At 31.6% G+C, this 22,915-nt stretch carries 23 protein-coding genes and 1 pseudogene; 8 read left to right on the top strand and 16 right to left on the bottom strand.

Annotation, left to right across the window (positions count from 1 at the left end):
- The first annotated feature begins 284 nt into the window (after positions 1-284).
- Complete coding sequence (locus FMM56_RS04890) at positions 285-533, top strand: hypothetical protein (RefSeq protein ID WP_150140749.1); 249 nt, start codon at positions 285-287, stop codon at positions 531-533.
- Positions 534-542: 9 nt separating this feature from the next.
- Here FMM56_RS04890 and FMM56_RS04885 read toward each other — a convergent pair whose 3' ends face one another.
- From FMM56_RS04885 to FMM56_RS04810, 16 genes are all read right to left on the bottom strand, one after another.
- The gene (locus tag FMM56_RS04885) at positions 543-1,334 is read right to left on the bottom strand and encodes a TonB C-terminal domain-containing protein (RefSeq protein ID WP_150140751.1); all 792 of its coding nucleotides are present in this window, start codon (positions 1,332-1,334) and stop codon (positions 543-545) included.
- The gene (locus FMM56_RS04880; RefSeq protein ID WP_150140753.1) at positions 1,334-1,723 is read right to left on the bottom strand and encodes an ExbD/TolR family protein; all 390 of its coding nucleotides are present in this window, start codon (positions 1,721-1,723) and stop codon (positions 1,334-1,336) included. Before FMM56_RS04880 ends, FMM56_RS04885 begins: the two co-directional genes overlap by 1 nt.
- A 1-nt stretch (position 1,724) precedes the next feature.
- Positions 1,725-2,279: a MotA/TolQ/ExbB proton channel family protein gene (locus FMM56_RS04875; protein ID WP_150140755.1), complete on the bottom strand. Its 555-nt coding sequence runs from the start codon at positions 2,277-2,279 to the stop codon at positions 1,725-1,727.
- Entirely contained in the window at positions 2,276-2,668 is a 393-nt protein-coding gene (atpC, locus tag FMM56_RS04870; RefSeq protein ID WP_150140757.1) for an ATP synthase F1 subunit epsilon, read from the bottom strand. The genes FMM56_RS04875 and atpC overlap by 4 nt, the downstream gene beginning before the upstream one ends.
- Before the next feature lie 2 nt (positions 2,669-2,670).
- On the bottom strand, positions 2,671-4,068 hold the full coding sequence (gene atpD / locus FMM56_RS04865) for a F0F1 ATP synthase subunit beta (protein ID WP_150140759.1): 1,398 nt from the start codon (positions 4,066-4,068) through the stop codon (positions 2,671-2,673).
- Between the two features lie 23 nt (positions 4,069-4,091).
- Positions 4,092-4,982 carry an ATP synthase F1 subunit gamma gene (gene atpG / locus FMM56_RS04860; protein ID WP_150140761.1) on the bottom strand — a complete coding sequence of 297 codons (891 nt, stop codon included), beginning with the start codon at positions 4,980-4,982 and terminating at the stop codon, positions 4,092-4,094.
- Positions 4,983-4,991: 9 nt separating this feature from the next.
- Positions 4,992-6,497 (bottom strand): F0F1 ATP synthase subunit alpha, encoded by a 1,506-nt coding sequence (gene atpA, locus FMM56_RS04855; RefSeq protein ID WP_150140763.1) that lies wholly within the window; start codon positions 6,495-6,497, stop codon positions 4,992-4,994.
- Positions 6,498-6,509: 12 nt separating this feature from the next.
- The gene (locus FMM56_RS04850) at positions 6,510-7,028 is read right to left on the bottom strand and encodes a F0F1 ATP synthase subunit delta (RefSeq protein WP_150140765.1); all 519 of its coding nucleotides are present in this window, start codon (positions 7,026-7,028) and stop codon (positions 6,510-6,512) included.
- Entirely contained in the window at positions 7,028-7,534 is a 507-nt protein-coding gene (locus tag FMM56_RS04845; RefSeq protein ID WP_150140767.1) for a F0F1 ATP synthase subunit B, read from the bottom strand. The genes FMM56_RS04850 and FMM56_RS04845 overlap by 1 nt, the downstream gene beginning before the upstream one ends.
- A gap of 2 nt (positions 7,535-7,536) precedes the next feature.
- Positions 7,537-7,962, bottom strand: coding sequence for a FoF1 ATP synthase subunit B' (locus FMM56_RS04840; RefSeq protein WP_150140769.1), 426 nt, complete (start codon positions 7,960-7,962; stop codon positions 7,537-7,539).
- 72 nt (positions 7,963-8,034) lie between these two features.
- A complete protein-coding gene (locus FMM56_RS04835) occupies positions 8,035-8,874 on the bottom strand; it encodes a ParB/RepB/Spo0J family partition protein (protein ID WP_150140771.1) in 840 nt (279 codons plus the stop codon).
- 4 nt (positions 8,875-8,878) lie between these two features.
- Positions 8,879-9,667, bottom strand: a complete 789-nt coding sequence (locus tag FMM56_RS04830) for a ParA family protein (protein WP_150140773.1) — start codon at positions 9,665-9,667, stop codon at positions 8,879-8,881.
- On the bottom strand, positions 9,664-10,317 hold the full coding sequence (locus tag FMM56_RS04825; RefSeq protein WP_150140775.1) for a biotin--[acetyl-CoA-carboxylase] ligase: 654 nt from the start codon (positions 10,315-10,317) through the stop codon (positions 9,664-9,666). The genes FMM56_RS04830 and FMM56_RS04825 overlap by 4 nt, the downstream gene beginning before the upstream one ends.
- Positions 10,280-11,182 carry a methionyl-tRNA formyltransferase gene (gene fmt / locus FMM56_RS04820; protein WP_223810216.1) on the bottom strand — a complete coding sequence of 301 codons (903 nt, stop codon included), beginning with the start codon at positions 11,180-11,182 and terminating at the stop codon, positions 10,280-10,282. Before fmt ends, FMM56_RS04825 begins: the two co-directional genes overlap by 38 nt.
- A 21-nt stretch (positions 11,183-11,203) precedes the next feature.
- Positions 11,204-12,880, bottom strand: coding sequence for a dihydroxy-acid dehydratase (gene ilvD, locus FMM56_RS04815; protein ID WP_150140777.1), 1,677 nt, complete (start codon positions 12,878-12,880; stop codon positions 11,204-11,206).
- A gap of 13 nt (positions 12,881-12,893) precedes the next feature.
- Complete coding sequence (locus FMM56_RS04810) at positions 12,894-13,763, bottom strand: hypothetical protein (RefSeq protein WP_150140779.1); 870 nt, start codon at positions 13,761-13,763, stop codon at positions 12,894-12,896.
- A gap of 88 nt (positions 13,764-13,851) precedes the next feature.
- On the opposite strand from FMM56_RS04810, the gene lgt reads away from it, so the two are divergent.
- From lgt to FMM56_RS04775, 7 genes and pseudogenes are all read left to right on the top strand, one after another.
- Positions 13,852-14,667: a prolipoprotein diacylglyceryl transferase gene (gene lgt / locus FMM56_RS04805; RefSeq protein WP_150206056.1), complete on the top strand. Its 816-nt coding sequence runs from the start codon at positions 13,852-13,854 to the stop codon at positions 14,665-14,667.
- Positions 14,668-14,731: 64 nt separating this feature from the next.
- Positions 14,732-15,445: pseudogene (locus FMM56_RS04800) on the top strand (fumarate reductase cytochrome b subunit); the annotation flags it as partial.
- 21 nt (positions 15,446-15,466) lie between these two features.
- Complete coding sequence (locus FMM56_RS04795) at positions 15,467-17,458, top strand: fumarate reductase flavoprotein subunit (RefSeq protein ID WP_150140785.1); 1,992 nt, start codon at positions 15,467-15,469, stop codon at positions 17,456-17,458.
- The gene (locus tag FMM56_RS04790; RefSeq protein ID WP_150207926.1) at positions 17,451-18,176 is read left to right on the top strand and encodes a fumarate reductase iron-sulfur subunit; all 726 of its coding nucleotides are present in this window, start codon (positions 17,451-17,453) and stop codon (positions 18,174-18,176) included. The genes FMM56_RS04795 and FMM56_RS04790 overlap by 8 nt, the downstream gene beginning before the upstream one ends.
- Positions 18,177-18,206: 30 nt before the next feature.
- Entirely contained in the window at positions 18,207-20,393 is a 2,187-nt protein-coding gene (locus FMM56_RS04785; RefSeq protein ID WP_150207923.1) for a dynamin family protein, read from the top strand.
- The gene (locus FMM56_RS04780; protein WP_150140790.1) at positions 20,383-22,212 is read left to right on the top strand and encodes a dynamin family protein; all 1,830 of its coding nucleotides are present in this window, start codon (positions 20,383-20,385) and stop codon (positions 22,210-22,212) included. The genes FMM56_RS04785 and FMM56_RS04780 overlap by 11 nt, the downstream gene beginning before the upstream one ends.
- On the top strand, positions 22,213-22,908 hold the full coding sequence (locus FMM56_RS04775; RefSeq protein ID WP_150151083.1) for a tetratricopeptide repeat protein: 696 nt from the start codon (positions 22,213-22,215) through the stop codon (positions 22,906-22,908). It begins immediately after the preceding gene.
- The last annotated feature ends 7 nt before the right edge of the window (positions 22,909-22,915 follow it).

Below are 22,915 nucleotides of genomic sequence, written 5' to 3'. Positions count from 1 at the left end.
TCTAAATATGGAACTATTGATAAAATTATATATTTAGGTAATAAAAATCAATTAAAAATATTATCAAAAGGAGAAATTATTTTCGATGCAGAAGCTACATTTAGGGGTATGGTAGTTATAGATAGTAATGAAAATTATATTACAAACATTCATGGCATTACACTTTATAAAAATAATTTAATCAAAAGTATGTTCATAAAGTGTTTTTTAGATTTTTTTGTAAGTAAAAAAATTATAGATTTTGTGAAAGTTGGTGGGCATGGTGGCAGTTTTGCTCAAACATATTGGAATATTTATCTTTTCCAAATTTTCCAACTCAAAAACAAGAAGAAATCACAAAGTTATATCATAATCTAAATATTAATTTAGATTATAAAAAATTAACTTTAGAAAATTTTAACGAAGTTGATAATATATTTTGTGAAAATGCAGGAATTTATGATTTAGATAAAAGTATTAAATATATAAAAAGAATTTTAAACTCAAATATAGAAAAAATTATAAATGATGAAAATGTAAATATAAATTTTTAAAATTAAATTTTAATTTACAACTTCTATATCATCGCCTAAATTCATAGTTATATTTACTTGTTGAGATTTTGGAGGGTTTGCTATAAATTTGCCCTTTTGTCCTTCTAAGAATTCTAAAACCTTAGAATCAAAGGCTTCGTTATAGCTTTTTGCCACCTCTGTATACCCAAAATTTCCATCTTTATCTATGAAAATTTTAACCACAACAGTAATCTTTTTAGAATTTGGATAATACAAACTCCATCTTTCTTGTATAACCCTAGTAACCCTACCTAAAAATGCATCATAAACGCCTGTTCGTTGCTTTTGCGTGTTTTCGCCCTTGCCTTGATTTTCATCTTGCAATAAATTATCAGTAGCTTTTTTTACAATCTCACTTGCTGAATTTTTAGGAGTGCTTGTTTTAGAGTCTGATTTTTTAGAAGATTGAACTTTGGTATCCTTTGCTACTTGAATTTCTTTTACATCGCCAAAAAGTGCGTCAAAATTTGTAGCTTCTTGTTTAATAGGACTTGTTTCAACAGCTTTATTTGTAGTTTCTTGTTGAATCTTTTCAGGTTCAGGTTCTGGTGGCTTTACTTCTTCTTCAACTTGCTTTGGCTGTGGAGTAGCTATGGGCTTTGGCGTAGCAGGGGCAGGGTCTGCTAATTCTATATCCACAAAGCTATCTTGTATATCTGTGTAGCGAATGGCGTTTTCTTGCATTTGTACAAAGCGAAAAAATATAAAGGCAATCACTAGTACATAAAAAAGCACTGCTAATAAAAAAGAATTAAAATTTCCTATGCCGTAATTATTCATTACTCTGTCTGCAAGGCCACTTTATTAAAGCCTAAATTTTTAATACTTCTTAATACAAAAATAACATCATCATATTTTAAATTCTTATCAGCCCTTATAAAAACCGTTTCTTCAGGGTTAAATTGAGACCTTTTTTGAGCTAGGTTATCAGCAAAGCTAACAAAATTAAATTTTTCTTGATTGATTAAAATATCTTTATTTGCATTAATGCTAACTATTAAGCTTTTAACGGTTGGGGAGCTTGAATTTTTTTGAGAACCTTGAGGCAGGTTTATTTTTTCTTCATAGGTAATGCTTGGGGCTGTTACCATTAAAATTGCAAGTAGAACAAGCATAATATCAACTAAGGGAGTAATATTTAATTCTGGCTTTTCATCATCAAAGAGCATTTTAAGCCTTGCTACTTATAACTTTTATCTCGCTATCTATAACGCTTATTAACTCATAAGCCTTTCTTTTTATAATAAGGTGAAAGGTATAAGCAGGGATAGCAACTAAAATTCCACAACCAGTAGCTACTAGCGCCTCGCTAATTTTCGGGGCTATTATACTAAGTGAATTTTGTGTTCCAAGTCCTCCAAAGGTTTCTAATATAGAAATAACCGTTCCAAAAAGACCTATAAAGGGCGAAGTTGAAGCTATAATGCTTAACCAAGTAAGACCTCCAGTTGCCCTTCTTTGTGCTAAATTTTTGTAAATTTCTAAATGCAAAGGATTACTATCAGTGCTTTTTCTTAGAATTGAACGCGTTTTGCTAATATCTTTTTGTCCTAAAAGCAAACTTTCTAAGCTTTGTTTTTCTCTTAATCTCCATGCTGCCAGATAAGTAGATCTTGCAAAAAGTATGGCAAAGGAGATTATAAAATAAAAAGAAAGCCAAGCCAAAACTATGTAAGTTATAAGGCTTGAGCTATTAAAAAAATGAAAGGCTGCTTCTATGTTCATTTACGAGCTTTCGCAGTATCAAGTTTAGAAAAGGTTGCAGCCATAGCTACATTATCTGAGCTAATTGATTGGATTAAATTCTTAGCCTTTTGTAGATTACGTTCTATTTCGCTTTCATCGCCACCTGCAACCCAAACAGCACCCTTTGCTAAAACACAAACCCCAAATTCATCAACTTGGGCATGACCTTCATCAATGGCTATTAATTCATGTTCTCCGTCGTTTTTTTCTATATCAATAACACCTGATTTTAAAGAAGATATTAAAGATGCATGTCCTTTTAAAACCCCAAATTCACCTTCACTTCCTGGCAAATTTACAGATTTTACATCACCTTCATAAATTCTACCCATAGGCGTAACAATTTCGAATTTAAGTAAATCACTCATATTTAGCCCTTAATTTTATCTGCTTTTGCGATAACCTCGTCAATATTTCCTACCATGTAAAAGGCATTTTCTGGTAGATTATCATATTTGCCTTCTAAAATTCCTTTAAAGCCTACTATTGTATCTTCAAGGCTAATGTACTTACCCGGGCTACCTGTGAAAACTTCTGCCACAAAGAATGGTTGAGATAGGAATTTCTCTATCTTTCTAGCCCTTTCAACAGTGAGTTTATCTTCTTCACTTAACTCATCCATACCTAAAATAGCAATAATATCTTGTAAATCTTTATATTTTTGAAGTACGGATTGAACCCCACGAGCTACATTATAATGTTCTTCGCCTACTATATTTGGGTCAAGCATTCTAGAAGTAGAATCAAGAGGGTCAACAGCTGGATAAATTCCTTTTTCAGCAATGGCCCTATTAAGAACTGTAGTGGCATCAAGGTGTGCAAAAACGGTTGCTGGCGCTGGGTCTGTAAGGTCATCAGCTGGAACATAAACAGCTTGAACAGAGGTAATTGAACCTTTTTTAGTAGAAGTAATTCTTTCTTGGAAACGTCCCATTTCACTAGCAAGGGTTGGTTGGTATCCAACGGCTGATGGGATACGACCTAGTAGTGCTGACATTTCTGAACCTGATTGAGAAAATCTAAAAATGTTATCGATAAACATTAACACATCAAGTCCCATTTCATCTCTAAAATATTCTGCCATTGTAAGACCTGTTAAAGCGATACGATTTCTTGCACCTGGTGGTTCGTTCATTTGTCCATAGCAAAGGGCAACCTTATCCAAAACATTACTTTCTTTCATTTCATTATAAAGGTCATTTCCTTCTCTAGTTCTTTCTCCAACACCCGCAAATACAGAATACCCACTATGTTTAAAGGCAACATTATGTATAAGTTCCATAATAATAACTGTCTTACCAACACCAGCACCACCGAAAAGTCCTACTTTACCACCCTTTGCATAAGGGGCAAGTAAGTCAACTACCTTAATGCCTGTTTCAAAAATTTCACTCTTTGTACTTTGGTCTTCAAAGGCTGGTGGGTCTCTATGAATAGTCCAACGTTTTTCAAAATTTATCTCCTCACCTTCATCTATTAAATCACCCACGACATTAAAAACCCTACCTAAAACCTTTTCGCCAACAGGTACGCTAATAGAACTTCCCAAGGCCTCAACCTTTGTTCCACGCACTAAGCCATCGGTCATATCCATAGCTATAGTCCTAACTCTATTGTCTCCTAAATGTGCAGCTACTTCTAAAACAAGTTTATGTTGTTTACCCTCAGCTTCGAAATTTGCAATAATTGCTTCATTAATCTGAGGTAAATATTCTTCAAAATCAACATCAACAACCGCACCAATTACTTGTGAAATAAATCCTTGCATAAGTTTTGTTCTCCTTAAAATTTCTACTTCATAGCCTCAACACCACTGATAATCTCTATAAGTTCAGTAGTAATTGACTCTTGTCTTGCTTTATTGTAAGCTAAATTTAGCTCTCTAACCCTATCTTTAGCGTTATTTGTAGCACTATCCATTGCCTGCATTCTAGCACTATGTTCAGCAGCTAATGAATCAATCAAGGCATAATACATATTGTATTCAAAATAAGTTTTCATTAAATCTTGTAATAAATTTTCGCTCTCAGGTTCTAATTCTAAAATAGAATGAGATTGTGATTCTTCTTCTAATATCAAAGGTTCAACAGGTACTATATGACCTATTTTAATTTCCTGCGATATCATATTTTTATATCCATTATGTACTAAAACTACGCCATCAGTAATGCCATCCATAAAATCCTTAATCGCAGCATGTATTACAGCAGAAGCCTTTTCATAATCTGGACTTGAACTAAGATGAAGATATTTTTCTAAAAGTTCTACCTTTTGAAAATTATAATATTCAATGCCTTTTTTTCCAACAGCTCTCAAGCGTACATTTATATTTTTACTTTTATAATCTTCTAAAAGTTCATTAACTGCCTTAATGGTTTTATAATTAAAACCACCGCAAAGCCCTTTATCAGCAGTTATGAAAATAAGGTCGATATTTTTAACCACTTCTTTTGGATGAAATAAATTAAATCTATCATCAGATTCATTTAATATAAGTTTGTTTAATTGAAAAGAAATTTTACTTAAAATTTCATCAATCTTTTCCGCATAAAGCCTAGCTCTTTTGGCTGCTTCTTCTGCTTTTTTAAGTTTAGCAGAAGAAACATTCTTCATAGCATTTGTGGTCTTTTGCGTATTATGAACGCTTTTGATTTTTCTTTTAATTTCTTTTAAATTTGACATAAAGAAACCTTATAAATGATTTGCTTTAAAATCGTTAATAGCTTTGCTAATTTTTTCTTCTAACTCACTATCTAAAGCCTTTTTAGTGCGAATTTGTTCAAAAAGCTCAGGATACTTAGTATCAATAAAAGAATAAATTCCCGTTTCAAATTCCCTAACCTTGCTAATATCAATATCATCTAAAAAGCCTCTAGTACCTGCAAAGATAAGAATTACTTGTTTTTCAGCAGGTAATGGTGCGTAAGGAGGTTGTTTTAAAACCTCTACCATTCTTTGTCCTCTTTCAAGTTGCTTACGACTTGACTCATCAAGGTCGCTTGCAAATTGTGCGAAGGCTTGAAGTTCTCTATATTGTGCTAGGTCAAGTCTAAGCGTACCTGAAACTTGTTTTGTAGCCTTAATTTGAGCTGCCCCTCCAACACGAGATACGGATAAACCAACATTAATAGCAGGACGAACGCCTGAGTTAAACAAGTCGGTTTCAAGAAAAATTTGTCCATCGGTAATTGAAATAACATTTGTAGGAATGTAAGCAGAAACATCGCCAGCTTGTGTTTCAATAATAGGCAAGGCTGTTAATGAACCAGCCCCAAGACTATCATTTAACTTACTAGCCCTTTCAAGCAATCTTGAATGTAAATAGAAAACATCACCAGGATAGGCCTCGCGACCTGGAGGACGACGTAAAATAAGCGACATTTCGCGATAAGCTACAGCGTGTTTGCTTAAATCATCATAAATAATTAAGGCATGTCTTGAATTATCTCTAAAAAATTCTCCCATTGTTACACCAGCATAAGGTGCTAGGTATTGAAGCGCGGCGGGATCAGACGCACTAGCACTCACAACTATAGTATAATCCATAGCCCCATGTTCTTCAAGTCTTTTAACGACTTGTGCCACATTGCTTTGCTTTTGACCAATGGCTACATAAATACAGATAACATCTTGTCCTTTTTGGCTAATGATTGTATCAATAGCGACTGTTGTTTTACCTGTTTGTCTATCGCCTATGATTAATTCTCTTTGACCACGACCAATAGGAACTAGTGCATCAATGGCCTTTATGCCAGTGTGAAGTGATTCATGAACGCTTTTTCTAGCCATAATGCCCTTTGCTTTTTCTTCAACAAAGCGATATTTATCGGTATTAATAGCACCCTTAGCATCAATTGGCTCACCCAATGCATTTACAACACGACCTACCATAGCATCGCCAACAGGAACCTTTAAAAGTCTTTTAAGTCTTTTTACAGAAGAACCTTCTTTTAAATTACTTCCTTTGCCTAGAATAACGATACCAACGCTACTTTCTTCCAGGTTTAAGGCCATCCCTTTGTCGCCATTTTCAAATTCTACCATCTCACCAGCCATGATATTTTTAAGACCATAAACCTTAGCAATACCATCGCCAATAGAAATAATCTTACCTGTTTCTTCGATTTCTAAATTTAAATCAAAATTTGCGATTCTTTCTTTGATGATTGAACTGATTTCATCAGCTTTAAATTTCATTATTCATACTCCTTAAATAGTTTTTAATATAAATTCACTTATTCTGTTTTGAAGTGTTTTCATAGAAAAAGAAATTTCATAACCTAACTCTTCTAAAACAATTTTAACGCCATCAATATTTATAAGTTGATTTTGCAACTGAATTTTAACCTTGAATTTTTGACTTAATTTAGCTTGTAATTCTTCAAGCTTTTCTTGGGCTAAGACTTCTTTTGTATAAACAAGTCCTATATAAATATTTTCCTCAGTTATTTTTTGTCTTTCAAGTTCTTTGACTATTTGAGGAATATAAGAAATTCTTGAATTTTCAACTAATAAATTTAAAAAATTCTTACAATTTAGACTTAAATTTTCAAAAAAAGAAAAAAGCAATTCCGCTTTTTTTTTCTTTTTAACCTGCGTTGATTCTACTATTATTTTAAATTTTGGTAAGGAAAAAGCAGGGACTAGACCACTTAATGTTTCATAAATTTCATTAATATCTTGTTTAGAAACAGCCCTTGCGTATCGTTTTGCTATTATATCATTCATTAGGATACCTTTTTCGTTATAATATCAATAACTTCATTTTGTTTAAGTGCTACTTCTTTGTCGTTGAAAAGTTCTGTTAAAACTTGAGAAACAACTTCTTTTTGCATTTTTCTAAGTTCATATTCTTTTTGTTCTTCAAAATGCTTTTCAAATAACACTAACTCTTTTTTTGCATCATCTTTTATCTTTTGTGCTAAAAGTTCGGCTTCCTGTTTGGCGGTAGCTATTGCATTTACTGAACTAAGCCTTGTATCTTCAAGCTTTTTCATAGTTTCAAATTTCTTTGCCTTGCTTTCATTAAGTTTTTTTTGAATTTCATCAAGTCTATTTGAAATTTTATCCTTTCTAGACTTAAAAAAATTCTTTAAAGGAGAAGCTATAAAATAATAAAGAATAGCAACAAAAATAATAAAATTTATAAGTCTTGGAACTATGTCATATTCGCCACTTCCACCAGCACTTGCAAAAAGATATAAAGGGAATAAAAATAAAAGTATTTTTTTCATAATTAAACCTTTTTAATGCTATTTTGCAAACTTTGTTTAAAATCGGGCAAATAGGCAAATAATTGCTGTTTTAATTCTTGTTTTTGCGTTTCAAGTTCTGTGTAAAAAAGAGCCATTTTTCGCTCTAACTCATCTTTTTTTGCCTGTATAAGCTGATCAGCTTCTACTCTTGCTTCATTAATCGCACTTTGTTTAATATTATGAATTTCTTCTCTAGTTTTTTTATAAATCAATTCTACTTCATCATTTGCACCAAGCATTTCTTTTGAATTTTCTTTAACTTTGTTTTCATCTTTTTTAATAGAATCATCTCTTTCATCCATAAATTTTAAAAGTGGCTTATAAAATATAGCATTTAAGATAACTATCATAGCTAAAAATATCGCTACTGTAGCTATCATTATGGAAGGGCTCATATCATCAAACATAACTCTCCTTTATTTATAATTTATTAACAAATCTTTAAAATCTTATCTAAAAAAAGCTAAGATTCACTTAAATTATTTTAAAATTTTTACTAATTTTTTAATTTTTTCAATACTACTCAAACAAATGGTAAGATTTTCCTTGCTGTTTTTACACTCAAAACCTAGTTTTTCAAGTATTTTTTTAAGATTTTGCATTTGAGCTTCAAACTCAAGTCTATTGGGTAAATTTTGCACTTCTTTATTTTTAACACTTTGTGCAATCTTTTCTGTCTGTCTAACATTTAATTTTTGCCCTATAATGCTATCTACTATAACCTTTTCATCATCCTTATTAAGCCCGACAAGCACCTTAGCATGACCTTGTGAAAGCTTACCCTGGGCTATTAATTTTTGAGTTTTTTCATCTAAATTTAAAAGCCTTAGTGTATTTGTTATTTGAGTTCTTGATTTATGTATGAGAGTAGATAAATTCTCTTGTGTTATTTTATATTCTTCAATCAAACTTTTATAAGAATGTGCTAATTCTATAGGATTTAAATTTTCCCTTTGTATATTTTCAATCAAGGCAAGTTCTCTAAGCTTATCTTCTTTAGCATCGCAAATTATGGCCGAAATTTTTTTGAGGCCTAAAATTTTACTAGCCCTAAGTCTTCTTTCACCCGCTACAAGTGTGAAATCTGTACCATTTTTTACTACAATTATAGGTTGGATTAAGCCGTGTTCTTTGATTGATTGGGCAAGTTCATTTAAGGCTTCTTCATTGAAATTTTTACGAGGTTGAAAAGGATTTGTCTTAATTTTAGCGATTGAAAGTTCTATAATCTCTTTTTTATCAAGTCCTAATTCTTTGCTATAAACTGCATCCATATCACCTAATATAAAACTTAAGCCTTGTTCTTTATTTAAACCCATTTTCTTAACCTAAAATAGAATATGCCAAATTTTGATAAGCAACAGAACCGGGCGATTTAATATCAAATAAAATAATAGGCTTACCATAACTTGGGCTTTCAGCTAGTTTTATATTGCGAGGAATGATTATAAATTCATCTTTTTTACTATTGTCAAGTCTAAATAATTGGTCTGTAAAATTTTGTTTAATATCAGCAACCACGTCTTTTGAAAGATTATTCTGAGCACTAAACATAGTAGGCAAAAAGCCACGAATTTTGAGCTTTGGATTTAGAGTTCGTTTTATAATTTTAATCGTATTTAATACCATTGCTACGCCTTCAAGTGCATAAAATTCACATTGTATAGGAATGATAACGCTATCACTTGCAACAAAGGCGTTTATTGTAATATTTCCTAGTGCTGGGGGCGAATCGATAATTATAAAATCATACTCGTCAATCACTTCTTTTAATTGATTTTTTAAAACTAGTTTTGTTTCATTATCTTTACTTTCGGCAAGTTCTTGTTCAATGCCTACTAAACCTATATTTGAGGGTGCAAGGTGAAGTTGAGGAAGTTCTGTTTTAAGGATAATATCAGAAAGTTTTTTCTTGTCTATGAAAACATGATAAATATTATATTCATAAGTGCTTCTTTTAAAGCCAAGCCCTGTTGTAGCATTTGCTTGAGGGTCTACATCAACAAGTAAAACTTTTTTTTCAGCCACGGCCAAAGAAGCAGCTAAATTTACTGCTGTAGTCGTTTTTCCAACACCACCCTTTTGATTTGCAATAGTAATAATCTCACTCATCTTAAACTATATACCCTCACATTATCTAATAAAATTGATCCATCCTCATAGAGCAAAACATTATCTAATGGATATTTTTTGCCCTTGTAATGAACACTAAATTTTCTTGATTTTTCAAATTCTAGCACATATTTATTAAAAATATCTTTCCATTGAATTTTTTCATCTAAATATTTTACAAAATCATGCACAAGTTCCTTTAAATCAATCTCTATATCTAAAATTCCTGCACCATTTGGGGCCTTTTTTAAATTTAAACCAACTCCAACTATAACAAAATTTTTTATCTTTGAACTCATGAGCCCACCTACCTTTAAATCATCTATATAAAGGTCATTTGGCCATTTAAGCCATACATTTGAACCCTTTTTTGCAAGGCATTCTTTTAATAAAAAAGCAAAATAAATACTAGCTGAACTTAATTTTAAATCCTTGCTTAAATCATCTTCTTTTATACAAAAAGAAAGGTGTAAATTTCCCTTAAAGCTAGTCCATAAATTTTCTCTACTACCTATGCCACTACTTTGTTCTAAGGCATAAATGGCAGTATTTTGTGTAATTTTATTTTGTCTAATTTGTTCGCATAAAAAAATCTGAGTAGAAGGTAAATTTTCAACACAAATTATCTTCATTTTTAAGCCTTTTTCCATTTAAAAACACTCTAGCATCTAAAATTTTTTTACCACTTTCTTGTATTTTTTTTATCCTTAATGTCCCTTTTTTACAAGCTAATAAAAAAGAATCTTTTTCAAGGGCTAAAATTTTACCCATTTTTTCATGTTCTTTTTCATCTATAAATTCTATATCTATAAATTTTAAGCCATTTTCTAAAAAAATACCTGGCCAAGGTGTAAAGGCTAAAAATTTTTGATAAAGTTCTTTTGCATTTTGCAAACTTACAAGCCCATCTTCTTTTTTTATCTTAGTACAATACGATGCCCTTGTGTTATCTTGTTTTATAGGGTTTAGGTTATTAAAATTACAAAGTACCTCTTTGCAAAGTATGCTTGCTAAATTTGCTAAATCATTAAAAACTTCTTTTGCATTTTTACCCCTAATATCACATTCAACGCTTTTTAAAATATCTCCTTCATCAAGCCTTTCATTCATTAACATAGCACAAACGCCACTTTTTTCATCACCATTTAAAATAGCACTTTGTATAGGACTTGCCCCTCTATATTTTGGAAGCAAAGAAGCGTGTAAATTTATGCAAGGGGCGATTTGCAAAACAGCCTTTGGTAAAATTTTTCCATAAGCAGCAACTACTATAAAATCAGGCTTAAAAGCCTTAATTTTAACTATTAATTCATCATTATTAAAATTTTTTGGCGTAAAAATGGGTACTTCTTTTAAATTATGCAAGGCATAATCCTTAACAGCACTAGGGCTTAAAATTTGCTTTCTACCTACCTTTTTATCACTTTGTGTAAGAATTGCCTTAATATTATAACCAACTAAGCCTTGCAAGATTTGCACAGCAAAATCAGGAGTCCCCATAAAAATAATATTCATTTAAACCTACCATTAGTTAAATTAATCCATGTCAAGTACTGCACCCTTACTAGCATTACTTACTAGTTTTTGATACATTTTTAACCATCTTGAATTTAGATTTTTTTCTGGTATTTTAAATTCTTTTTTTCTTTTTTTAATCTCACTTTCGTCTAAACGAGCATTTATTGTATAAGAATCAACATCAATATCTATAATATCACCATCCCTTAAAAGTCCTATTAAACCAGACTCAGCAGCCTCAGGGCTAATGTGACCTATACAAAGACCCCTTGTAGCCCCACTAAATCTACCATCGGTTATTAAAGCTACATCACTTCCAAGACCCATTCCCATTAATAAACTAGTAGGACTTAGCATTTCTTGCATACCAGGGCCTCCCTTTGGCCCTTCATAGCGAATTACGCATACATCACCCTTTTTAACTGAACCCTTTATAATGCCCTTTATTGCCTCGTCCTGTGAATTAAAACAAACAGCCTTGCCACTAAATTTACGCTCTCCCATAATACCAGCAGTTTTTACAACACAACCTTGTAAGGCTAAATTTCCAAATAAAATAGCAAGACCTCCTACCTTTGAATAGGCATTGTCTATTTTTCTAATCACTTCTTTATTATGAGTTGTAGCATTTTTAATTCTTTCTCTTATACTTTCGCCAGTTATTGTTAATGCATCAAGTTCTAATAAATTTTCACTTTGCAGAGAAATTTCTTTCATTACAGCATTTACGCCACCGGCCTCATGTATATCACTCATTACAACGCTAGGTAAAGAAGGGGCTATCTTAGCAATATGGGCTGTTTTTTTGCTAATCTCATTTAAACTAGCTATATCTAGGGCACAACCTGCCTCTCTTGAAATTGCAAGCATGTGTAAAATCGTATTTGAACTTCCACCCATAGCCATATCAACAACCATAGCATTTTTAACGGCTTTTTCATTTATAATATTTTTTATTTTAAATTTATCATCTAAGGCAATCTCACAAATTCTTTTTGCTGCCTTTCTAAGCAATTCTTCTCTTTGTGGGGTTAGGGCTAAGATAGTCCCATTTCCTTCTAAGGCAATTCCCATGGCTTCGCACAATGTATTCATAGAATTTGCTGTAAACATACCACTACAACTACCTCCTCCAGGACAGGCCTTGCACTCAATATCCTTTAAGGTATCTTCATCTATTTTATTTACTTCAAAGGCCCCAACAGCTTCAAAAACGCTATTTAAGGTAAGTTTTTCTCCACTTTTACTATAACCAGCACTCATAGGACCACCACTTACAAAGATAGTAGGTACATTTACCCTTAATGCACCCATAAGCATTCCAGGGGTTATTTTATCGCAGTTTGGAATACAAATAAGGGCATCTAGTTGGTGAGCGTTCATCATAGTTTCTATAGAATTTGCTATAAGTTCGCGACTTGGCAAAGAATAAAGCATACCCCCATGCCCCATAGCAATGCCATCATCAACGCCTATAGTGTTAAATTCAAAGGGCACACAGCCATTTTTTTTAATCTCATCCTTTATAATTTTTGCATAATCATTTAAAAAAAAGTGACCAGGTATTATATCTATATAGGAATTGGCTACTGCTATAAAGGGCTTATTAAAATCTTCATCCTTTAAGCCACAAGCCCTTAATAAAGAGCGATTTGGGGCCTTTAAATGTCCTTTTTTTATCGCATCACTTCTCATAATTTATCCTTTTTTAATCAAATATTACAAAGCCATCATCTTCGTGTTTATGTATGTTTTCTTGGCTTTCGTTTGTGCTTGTTTCTACAGCTTTAACATTTTCTTCATCAAAGCTATTATCTATATTAAATTCAGCATAACCTTCCTCGTTTTGTGTTTCACTACCTTCAAAGCCTGTAGCCTTTGGCATATTTTCATAAAGGCTTTTTAAAGTACTTTTATAAAAGGATAAAAAGCTTTTATCTATCTCAAAGGCAGGTCTTTCTAAGCCCTTATTTAACTGAGTTGGCACAGAAGAAAGCGTGGTTTTAAACATGTTTACTCCTTCTGTGCTTTTTATAGGATATACAAGTTCTACATTAGAATCAAGTTGGGTATTGCTTTTAATATTTGTCGCACTTTGAGGCTTATTTGCGTTGATAAAATCAATATGTCCTTCAAATCTAAGTCCTAAATTTGAAGTTATTGACTCGCCACTTAGCCATTGTTCACTTTTTTGGGCGTTACTTTCATCAATATAAATTGTAATATTACTTGTAAGCTTATAATGAGGGTTGGAATTGCTTAACTCATAGCCCTTTAAGGCGATAATATTTTTCATTTGTTCTTCTAAATTTTGCTTTAAAAGTTCTATTTCTTCATCTATCCTTATCCTTAAAACAGAATTTTCAAAATAATCAGTGTAGTTGTTGTTTCTTTCTATGTTTATTTCTTGTAAAGCTACCCGGGCACCTGAACTTACAGGCTTTATATCAGGATTAACTTGAGGCTTGAAATTTGGCATAGAAACATTTACAAAGGTAGAACTAGCACCTCCACACGCTGCGAAAAATAAGGAAATCACTAAAGACAAAGAGCTTATAATGAGCAGATATTTTTTCATTTGCTAAACCTTTTTTAGAAATTTTTGTGAAATTATAACAAGTTAAAGTTTTTTTGCTATATTTTTACAAAATTTTTTGGAAAAGATTGTGAATTTTTGGCAAAATATTTATTCAAATTTCGATGTAGTAGCGTTTTCTATATTTGGTTTTAAGGTTCATTGGTATGGCATTATGTATGTTATTGCCTTACTTTTAGCCTTGGTTTTGGGAAAATTCTTTGTTAAGAAATTTAAGATTAATATTAGCAATGCTATGCTTGATAATTATTTTGTATGGGTAGAAATTGGCGTAATCTTAGGGGCTAGACTTGGTTATATTTTAATTTATGATGATAATACCCTTTGGTATCTAACAAGACCTTGGGAAATTTTTAATCCCTATCATAATGGCGAATTTGTAGGAATTCGTGGCATGAGTTATCATGGGGCAGTGCTTGGATTTTTTATAGCAACCTTTGCCTTTTGTAAAAGACACAAACAAGATGCTTGGCTATATTTAGACTTAGTGGCCTTAAGCGTACCTTTGGCGTATTTTTTTGGTAGAATTGGAAATTTTTTAAATCAAGAATTATTTGGACGTGTTACTGATGTAGCCTGGGGCATTTATGTAAATGATGTTTTAAGGCATCCATCACAACTTTACGAGGCCATTTTAGAAGGTCTTGTGGTTTTTGTCTTTATTTATTTAATTAAAATTAAACAAAATTTTAAAGGTGAGTTAATAATAGCATATGCCGGACTTTATTCATTAGCTCGTTTTATCTGTGAATTTTATAGGGAACCTGATTTTGGTATGGGATTTGTATGGCTTAATTTTAGCATGGGTCAAGTGCTTAGTTTACTAATGTTTTTTTGTGCAATGTTACTTTATGTTCACCTAAAATTTAAAAAACAAGGGATTTAATTTATATTAAAGGCTAATGTAATATAATACTTACATTTTCAAACATTAATTTTAAGGAGTAAAGATGAGTACTCAGCTTATCGAAGGATATTTTGGTAAGTCGCTTGAGGGTAAAAAAAGTAGAATACCTGCAAGATTAGACTTTATCCAAAGTGCTACTGGCCTTTTCTTAGGGCTTTTTATGTGGATACATATGATTTTTGTATCGACTATTTTAGTTAGCGAAGAGTTTTTTAATTCTGTTGTTCATGTTTTAGAATTAAAATTTGTTTATGATAACCCTGTTATGAGTTATGTAACCTCGTTTTTAGCAGCCTGTGTTTTAATCATATTTATTATACATGCTTGTTTGGCGATGAGAAAATTTCCTATAAATTATCGTCAATACCAAATTCTAAGAACACATACTAAAAAGATGAAACATAGCGATACTTCACTTTGGTGGGTTCAAGCTTTCACAGGTTTTATAATGTTCTTTCTTGGTTCTGCGCACCTAGTTATTATTATTACAAATGCTGATAAAATCACAGGTGAGCTATCAGGTGCTAGAGTTGTAAATCATTTTATGTGGTTATTTTATATAGTTTTACTTCTTTGCGTTGAATTTCATGGTAGTATAGGTCTTTATAGACTTTGTGTTAAATGGGGTTGGTTTGAAGGAAAAGATACAAAACAAAGCCGTAAAAAGTTAAAAGCTGCAAAATGGATTATAGGTATTATTTTCTTGGTTTTAGGAATTTTAAGTCTTGCAGCCTTTGCAAAAATCGGTTATTCAAATTTATATTAATGGAGCAAATTTATGAATATACAATATAGTGATGCTTTGATAATAGGTGGAGGTTTAGCAGGTCTTCGTGCAGCCATTGAAGTAGCAAAAAGTGGTCAAAGTGTAACACTTTTGAGTATTTGTCCTGTTAAAAGGTCGCACTCAGCAGCTGTTCAAGGTGGTATGCAAGCAAGTTTAGGAAATGGAGCTAAGGGAGAGGGTGATAATGAGGATCTACACTTTGCCGACACGGTAAAAGGTTCGGATTGGGGATGCGACCAAGAAGTAGCTAGAATGTTTGCACAAACTGCCCCAAAAGCAGTACGTGAATTAGCCTCTTGGGGTGTGCCTTGGACTAGAGTTACAAAGGGTCCAAGAACGGTTGTTATTAACGCACAAAAAACCGTTATCGAAGAAAAAGAAGCCTCTCATGGACTTATAAATGCAAGGGATTTTGGTGGTACTAAGAAATGGAGAACTTGTTATATAGCCGATGCGACAGGGCATTGTATGCTTTATGGCGTAGCAAATGAGGCCATTAAACACCAAGTAAAGATTATAGATAGAATGGAAGCAGTACGCATTATGCACGATGGCAAAAAATGCTTAGGTGTAATAGCTAGAGATTTAACAAATGGTCAATTAATTGCTTATATAGCAAGAGGGACAATGTTAGCTACTGGTGGGTATGGTAGAATTTATAAACAAACTACAAATGCAGTTATTTGTGAAGGAACAGGTGCAGCTATAGCACTTGAAACAGGGCTTTGCAGACTTTCAAATATGGAAGCAGTGCAATTTCACCCAACTCCTATTGTACCGAGTGGAATTTTACTTACTGAGGGCTGTCGTGGAGATGGTGGAATTTTGCGTGATGTTGATGGTTATCGCTTTATGCCTGATTATGAACCTGAAAAAAAAGAACTTGCAAGTAGAGATGTCGTAAGTCGTCGCATGATGGAACATATTCGTAAGGGTAAGGGTGTAAAAAGTCCTTATGGAGATCACTTATGGCTTGATATTTCAATACTTGGCCGTGCTCATATTGAAAGAAATTTACGCGACGTACAAGATATATGTAAAACCTTTAATGGCATAGACCCAGCAGATGAGGGTCCAAAGGGTTGGGCTCCTGTTTTACCTATGCAACATTATTCAATGGGTGGAATTCGCACTAAGCCAACAGGTGAAAGCCAATGGTTAAATGGTCTTTTTGCTTGTGGTGAGGCAGCTTGTTGGGATATGCATGGCTTTAATCGTTTAGGTGGAAATTCTTGTGCTGAAACGGTTGTAGCTGGTATGATTATAGGTGATTATTTTGCTGATTATTGTAAGAATAATGGCGAGGTGGTTGATACAAATATAGTAAAAGATTTTTTAAGCAAAGAATATCAATATCTTAAATCATTAACTACTAAGGAAGGAAAATATAATGTTTTTGAGATAAAAAACAGAATGAAAGAGTTAATGTGGGATAAGGTAGCTATATTTAGAACAGGACAGGGCTTACAAGAAGCAGTTAATGAACTTGAAGAACTTTATAAGCATTCTTTAGATGTTAAGGTTCATAGTAAAGAATTAGACACTGCAAACCCTGAACTTGAAGAAGCTTACAGGGTGCCTAGAATGCTAAAAGTTGCACTTTGCGTTGCTAAGGGTGCACTAGATAGGACTGAAAGTCGTGGGGCACATTATAGAGAAGATTATACAAAAAGAGATGACTTAAATTGGTGTAAAAGAACACTTACTTATTGGGTTGAGGGTGAAACTATGCCAAGGGTTGAGTATGATGAACTTGATATTATGAAAATGGAAATGCCACCGGCCTTTCGTGGATATGGTGCAAAGGGTAATATCATAGAAAATCCTTTAAGTGAAAAACGTCAAGCAGAAGTTGATGCGATTCGTGAAAAAATGGAAAGTGAGGGCAAAAGCCGACAAGAAATTCAACACGCTTTAATGCCTTATGAACTTCAAGCAAAATATAAAGCATTAAATCAAAGAGTAGGAGTAGATTATGAGTAGAACATTAAAAATTAGGGCTTTTAAATATAATCCTTTAAGCAAAATTTCTAAGCCACATTTTGTGACCTATGAACTTGAGGAGACTCCTTTTATGACAGTCTTTGTTTGTCTTACTACAATTCGCGAAAAAATGGATGCTGATTTGAGTTTTGACTTTGTTTGTCGTGCTGGTATTTGTGGAAGTTGTGCGATGATGATTAATGGCGTTCCTAAACTTGCTTGTAAGACCTTGACAAAGGATTATCCTGATGGCGAGATTGAATTAATGCCTATGCCAGCGTTTAGACACATTAAGGATTTAAGCGTTAATACGGGTGAGTGGTTTGAGGCTATGTGTAAGAGAGTTGAAAGCTGGGTTCATAATGATAAAGAAGTTGATATTTCTAAGCTAGAAGAGCCAATCGACCCTGCTGTTGCTTATGAAACCTTTGAACTTGATAGATGTATAGAGTGTGGAATTTGCGTTGCAAGTTGTGCTACAAAATTGATGAGACCAAATTTCATAGCTGCTACTGGGCTTTTAAGAACAGCTAGATATTTGCAAGACCCACATGATCATAGAAGCATAGAAGATTTTTATGAATTAGTTGGTGATGATGATGGAGCATTTGGTTGTATGTCCTTGTTAGCTTGTGAGGATAACTGTCCTAAATCTCTACCTTTGCAAAGTAAAATTGCTTACATGAGAAGACAACTTGTTTCACAAGCTAATAAATAAAATTTCCCCTATTTTTAGGGGGAATTCTTAATGAACTTACAAGAGTTTTTACAACAAACTTGGCAAAATCGCTTACAATTTTTAGATATAAATGCTAATTTTAAGTGTGACCTTGATATTTCAGAATGTGCCATAATTTTAAGTGCAAATTTACAAAATTATGAAAGATATTTTTTATTACAAGAATTTAAAAACATTTTTCAAAAAATAGGATGCAGGGTTGATATTTTTGAACTTCAAAACACTCAACTTTGCCTTATAAAGCTTATAAAAGAAGGTTTTTTAGATAAAAATGATTTATTAAAGGCGTTAAAAATTTTAGAAAATGTTTCAAATAATATTTTAATAAGTGAATTTTTACAAAAATTAGAAGTTAATAAAATCGATAAAAAAGCCGAATTTAAAGCAAGTTTTAAAGAACTTGATAGTATAAATTTAAAATTACAAGAACTTAGCTTAAGTGAAAATACAAAACAAAGATTGCAAAGTACGTTACATAAATTTAAAAATTTAGAATTTAACATAGCTATTACAGGCGTTATGAATGCTGGTAAATCAAGCCTTTTAAATGCTTTATTAAAAGAAGATTTTTTAGGCGTTTCTAATATACCTGAAACTGCAAATTTAACCATTTTAAAATATGGGGATTCTAATATAGCTAAAATTTATTTTTGGAATGAAAATGAATGGGAAAATATAATAAAATCGGCTAAGTTTAGTGACGAGTTAAATGATTTTGTTTTGAAGTTAGAAAAAGAAGTAAATATAAAAGATTATGTATTTAAAGAAAATAAAATACAAGAAATTCCAATAAATACTTTAAAGGATTTTAGCAGTGCTAAAAATAAGCTATCAGCTCTTATTAAAAAGATCGAACTTTACACAAATTTAGAATTTTTACAAAATAATATCTCAGTAGTTGACACTCCGGGGCTTGATGATATAGTGGTTCAAAGGGAGATTGTCACAAATGAGTATTTAAAAGAAAGCGATTTTTTAATACACCTTATGAATGCAAGTCAAAGTCTAACGCAAAAAGATAGCGAATTTTTAATAAATTGTTTGTTAAATTCTCGCTTAAATAAATTCTTAATAGTACTTACCAAGGCTGATTTATTAAGTCAAAATGAACTTGATGAAGTGATAGAATATACTAAAAATAGCCTTCAAAATAGACTTGAAGCAGTTGATATAAATTTAGTAGAAAAGATTGATTTTTTATGTGTTAGTGCAAAAAAGGCTAGTGATTTTTATCAAAAAAAGGCTAATGAAAATTCTTTAAAAGAAAGCAAAATGCTAGAATTTGAAGAATATTTATTTAATGCCCTTTATGGAGGGCAAAAAAGCAAAATTGCCCTAAATGCTTATAAAAAAGAACTTTTACTAGAATTAAATGCCCTTATTGAAGAATATGAACTTGCAAATAAATTATTAAAGGATAAAAGTGCGAATTTAAGCCTTGAAAATGAGAATTTATTAAAGGAATTTAAGGAACAAAAAAAGGCCTTAGAATCTGCAAAAAACGAGATTAAATTTAGTAAGGATAAGTTAGAAAATATCCAAAGTGGGATTGAAAATTTATTATTACTTTTGGCTAAAAAGCTTAAAGAAAGGCTTGTTGACGAGCTTAGCTATATTAAAAATAATGCTAAAAAGCTTAATTTAGCCCGTATTTTAAATATTATTGATATTTGCGTAAAAGATGGGATAAATGATATTTTAAGAGAGGTTAAGTTTGAAAATTTAAAAAAGATTGATGATATAAAGACAAAATTAAGCATTGAGTATAAATTCTTGCAAGATGATTTTGATAACGGCTTTGAAGCCTTTAAAGACGGTATTTCTAAAAATATTGATAATATATTTTCAGGAGAAAAATTCGCCCTTTTAAGAATGCAAATTTCAAAATTGTGTGAGCAAAAAATGGAACTTTTCATGCTTGAAAAAGAACTTGATACTATGATTTTACAGGGTTTCAAGGATTTTGAATTAAATAAAATGCTTGATAGCTTAAATATAAATTCCACCTTTTTTAATTTTTTAAATGAAAAATTGCAACATTTTGAAAAAATGCAAAATGAAAAATTACAAAATTTACAAGCCTTGCTTTCAAATTTAAATAATGAAAATGTAAATTTTACCAGTGCCTACGAAGAAAATAACGAAAAAATAGCTCTTTTAAATCAGCTAAAAATAGGACTTTTAAATGCAAATTAAAATTTTAAATGACTTTATAAACGCTTATAATAATGCCTTTGAAGTAAAATTTGATGAAAGCTTTAAGGGGCAGATTAACGCCCTTTGCAAAAGATTAAAAGAACCCTTTATGCATCTTAGTAAGGCTATGACTGATGAATTAGACGAACTTCTTTTTAGCCTTGATAAAAATGTAAATATAGCAATCATAGGTCAATTTTCAAGTGGAAAATCAAGCCTTTTAAATTTGTTATTAAAAAAAGAATGTCTTCCAACAGGCGTTATCCCCGTTACCTTTAAGCCTACTTTTTTGCACTTTGGAAAGGATTATTTTTTAAGAATTAAATTTAAAGATGGTAGTGATAAGGTAACCGATATTAGCGAGTTAGCAAGTTATACAGACCAAAGACAAAGCAATAAAGAAGCAACCTCTTTGCACATTTATGCCCCTGCAACAATCTTGCAAGAAATCACCCTTGTAGATACCCCAGGCCTTAATGCAAACGATACAGACACACTTACAACTATGAAAGAATTATCAAACACTCACGCTGTAGTGTGGCTAAGTTTGATTGACAATGCAGGTAAAAAAAGCGAAGAAGATGCTATAAAGGCAAATTTAGAACTTTTAGGGGGTCAAAGCATTTGCGTTTTAAATCAAAAAGATAAGCTAAATGAAAGTGAGCTTAATAATGTTTTAAACTATGCAAAGGGCGTTTTTAATCAATATTTTAAAGAAGTAATTGCCATTTCTTGCAAAGAGGCAAAAGAAGAAAAAAGCTATGAAAAATCAAATTTTCCTTTGCTTTTAAAATATTTTGAAAATTTGGATAAAAAAAGCTTGAAAGAAAATTTTACCAAGAGAAAAATGCTTTATTACACTCAAATTTTAGAAAATGAAACAAGGCTTTTTGAAGAGGTTTTTACGCGTTTACAAAATGAATTTAAAGACTTTGAAAGCTATTTAAAAGAGTATTTTAAAAATTTGCTTGAAAGGGTAGAAATTTTAAGTCACCAGCTTTTAGATAAGCTTAAAAGCATAAGTGAGCGAATAAGTACGGAGATTTTTTCTTATGTAAAGGAAAAGGACGCTCATTTTTACAAAGAGGCTAAGGGCTTTTTAAAAAATGGCTTATTTATTAAATATGATTACAAAAGTCCTTATATATCAAGTGATGATGCCTTTTTGGCTATGTTTTACAATTCTGATATTATGAGTAAGGAATTTAAAAAAACGAAAAATGAATTAGGTATTTCTTTTGAAAATTTAAAAAGCGATTTAAGGCAAGGTTTTGAGAAATTACATAAGGATATCTTGCTTTTTAAGGCTAGGTTTTCAAATTTGCAAAAGGATAATTTTTTGCAAAGCGAGATTAATTTTAGCGAACTTAGGGCCTTTGCAAATGCAAGTGATGAGTATTTTTTAAAGGACTTTGAAAAGGCTTTATTTAAGCATTGTTTAGAAATCGATATCTTTTTTGAAAAACTGAATTTAAAGGCCTTTGCAAATTATGAAAATGCTACAAAATTAAGTCTTAGTTTTTTTAGTAGAAAGATTAATGAAAGCAGAGCATTTTACGAGCTAGACAGCACGCAATTTTCACTTTTTTATCCTAAAAAAAGTGAAATTTATGAAAGGGTTTTAACCGAGTTAAATGTATATGAATTTGAAGCCTTGCTTATATCTAAGCCAGTTATTACTAAGATTATTAAGTCTTTTTTTAATGAAAATTTTGATATTATTAGTCAGAAAAATTCCTTTATAGATGAGAAAAAAAGCGAATTAAATAAAAGATTAAGCTTGATTTTAAGTATAAAAAAAGACTTGGAGAACTTATAAATGCGAATTTTGCTTTTGTTATTTTTAAGCATTTTTGCCTTTGGAGATATAAACGAGGCCATGAAATTTTATGATAAAAACAATTTTGTAAAGGCCTATGAAATTTTTGATTATCTTTGCGAAAAGGGCAGTGCAAAGTCTTGTTTTTTCTTAGCTTACATGAATGAAAATGGCCAAGGCGTTAGTAAAAATATAACAAATGCAAATAAATTTTATGAAAAATCTTGTCGTTTTGGACTTGCTAAGGCTTGTTCAAATTTAGCTATTAATTTAAGAAGTGAGAGCAAGGAAAATGAAGCTCTTTTGCAGTTTCACAATGCTTGTAAGCTAAATGATACGCAAAGTTGTAACACTTTAGGGCTTTTTTATGAAAAGGAAAAAGATGGGGAAATGGCTATTTATTTTTATCACACTTCTTGTAATCTAAAAGATGGTAGGGCTTGTTATAAACTAGCTTCTATTTATGAAAATGGGACACTAGTTAGGCAGAATCTAAAAACTGCCCTTAGTTATTACTCAAAGTCTTGTAGTTTAGATTTTGGAGAGGCTTGTTATTTATTGGGTCGTTATTATCAAAAAGAAAAAAACGAGATAAATATGGCAAAAAGATACTTTGCTATGGGTTGTGATAAAAGACATGAGCAATCTTGTGCTATTTATAAGGAGTTAAATAGTAAGGATATTAAATTATATTAAGGAATAA

The organism is Campylobacter sp. LR264d, assembly GCF_008633895.1.
In the GTDB taxonomy this organism is placed as follows: Bacteria; Campylobacterota; Campylobacteria; order Campylobacterales; family Campylobacteraceae; genus Campylobacter_D.
The sequence above is the reverse complement of the archived record's forward strand: the minus strand, read 5'-3'. Positions and strand labels throughout refer to the sequence as shown.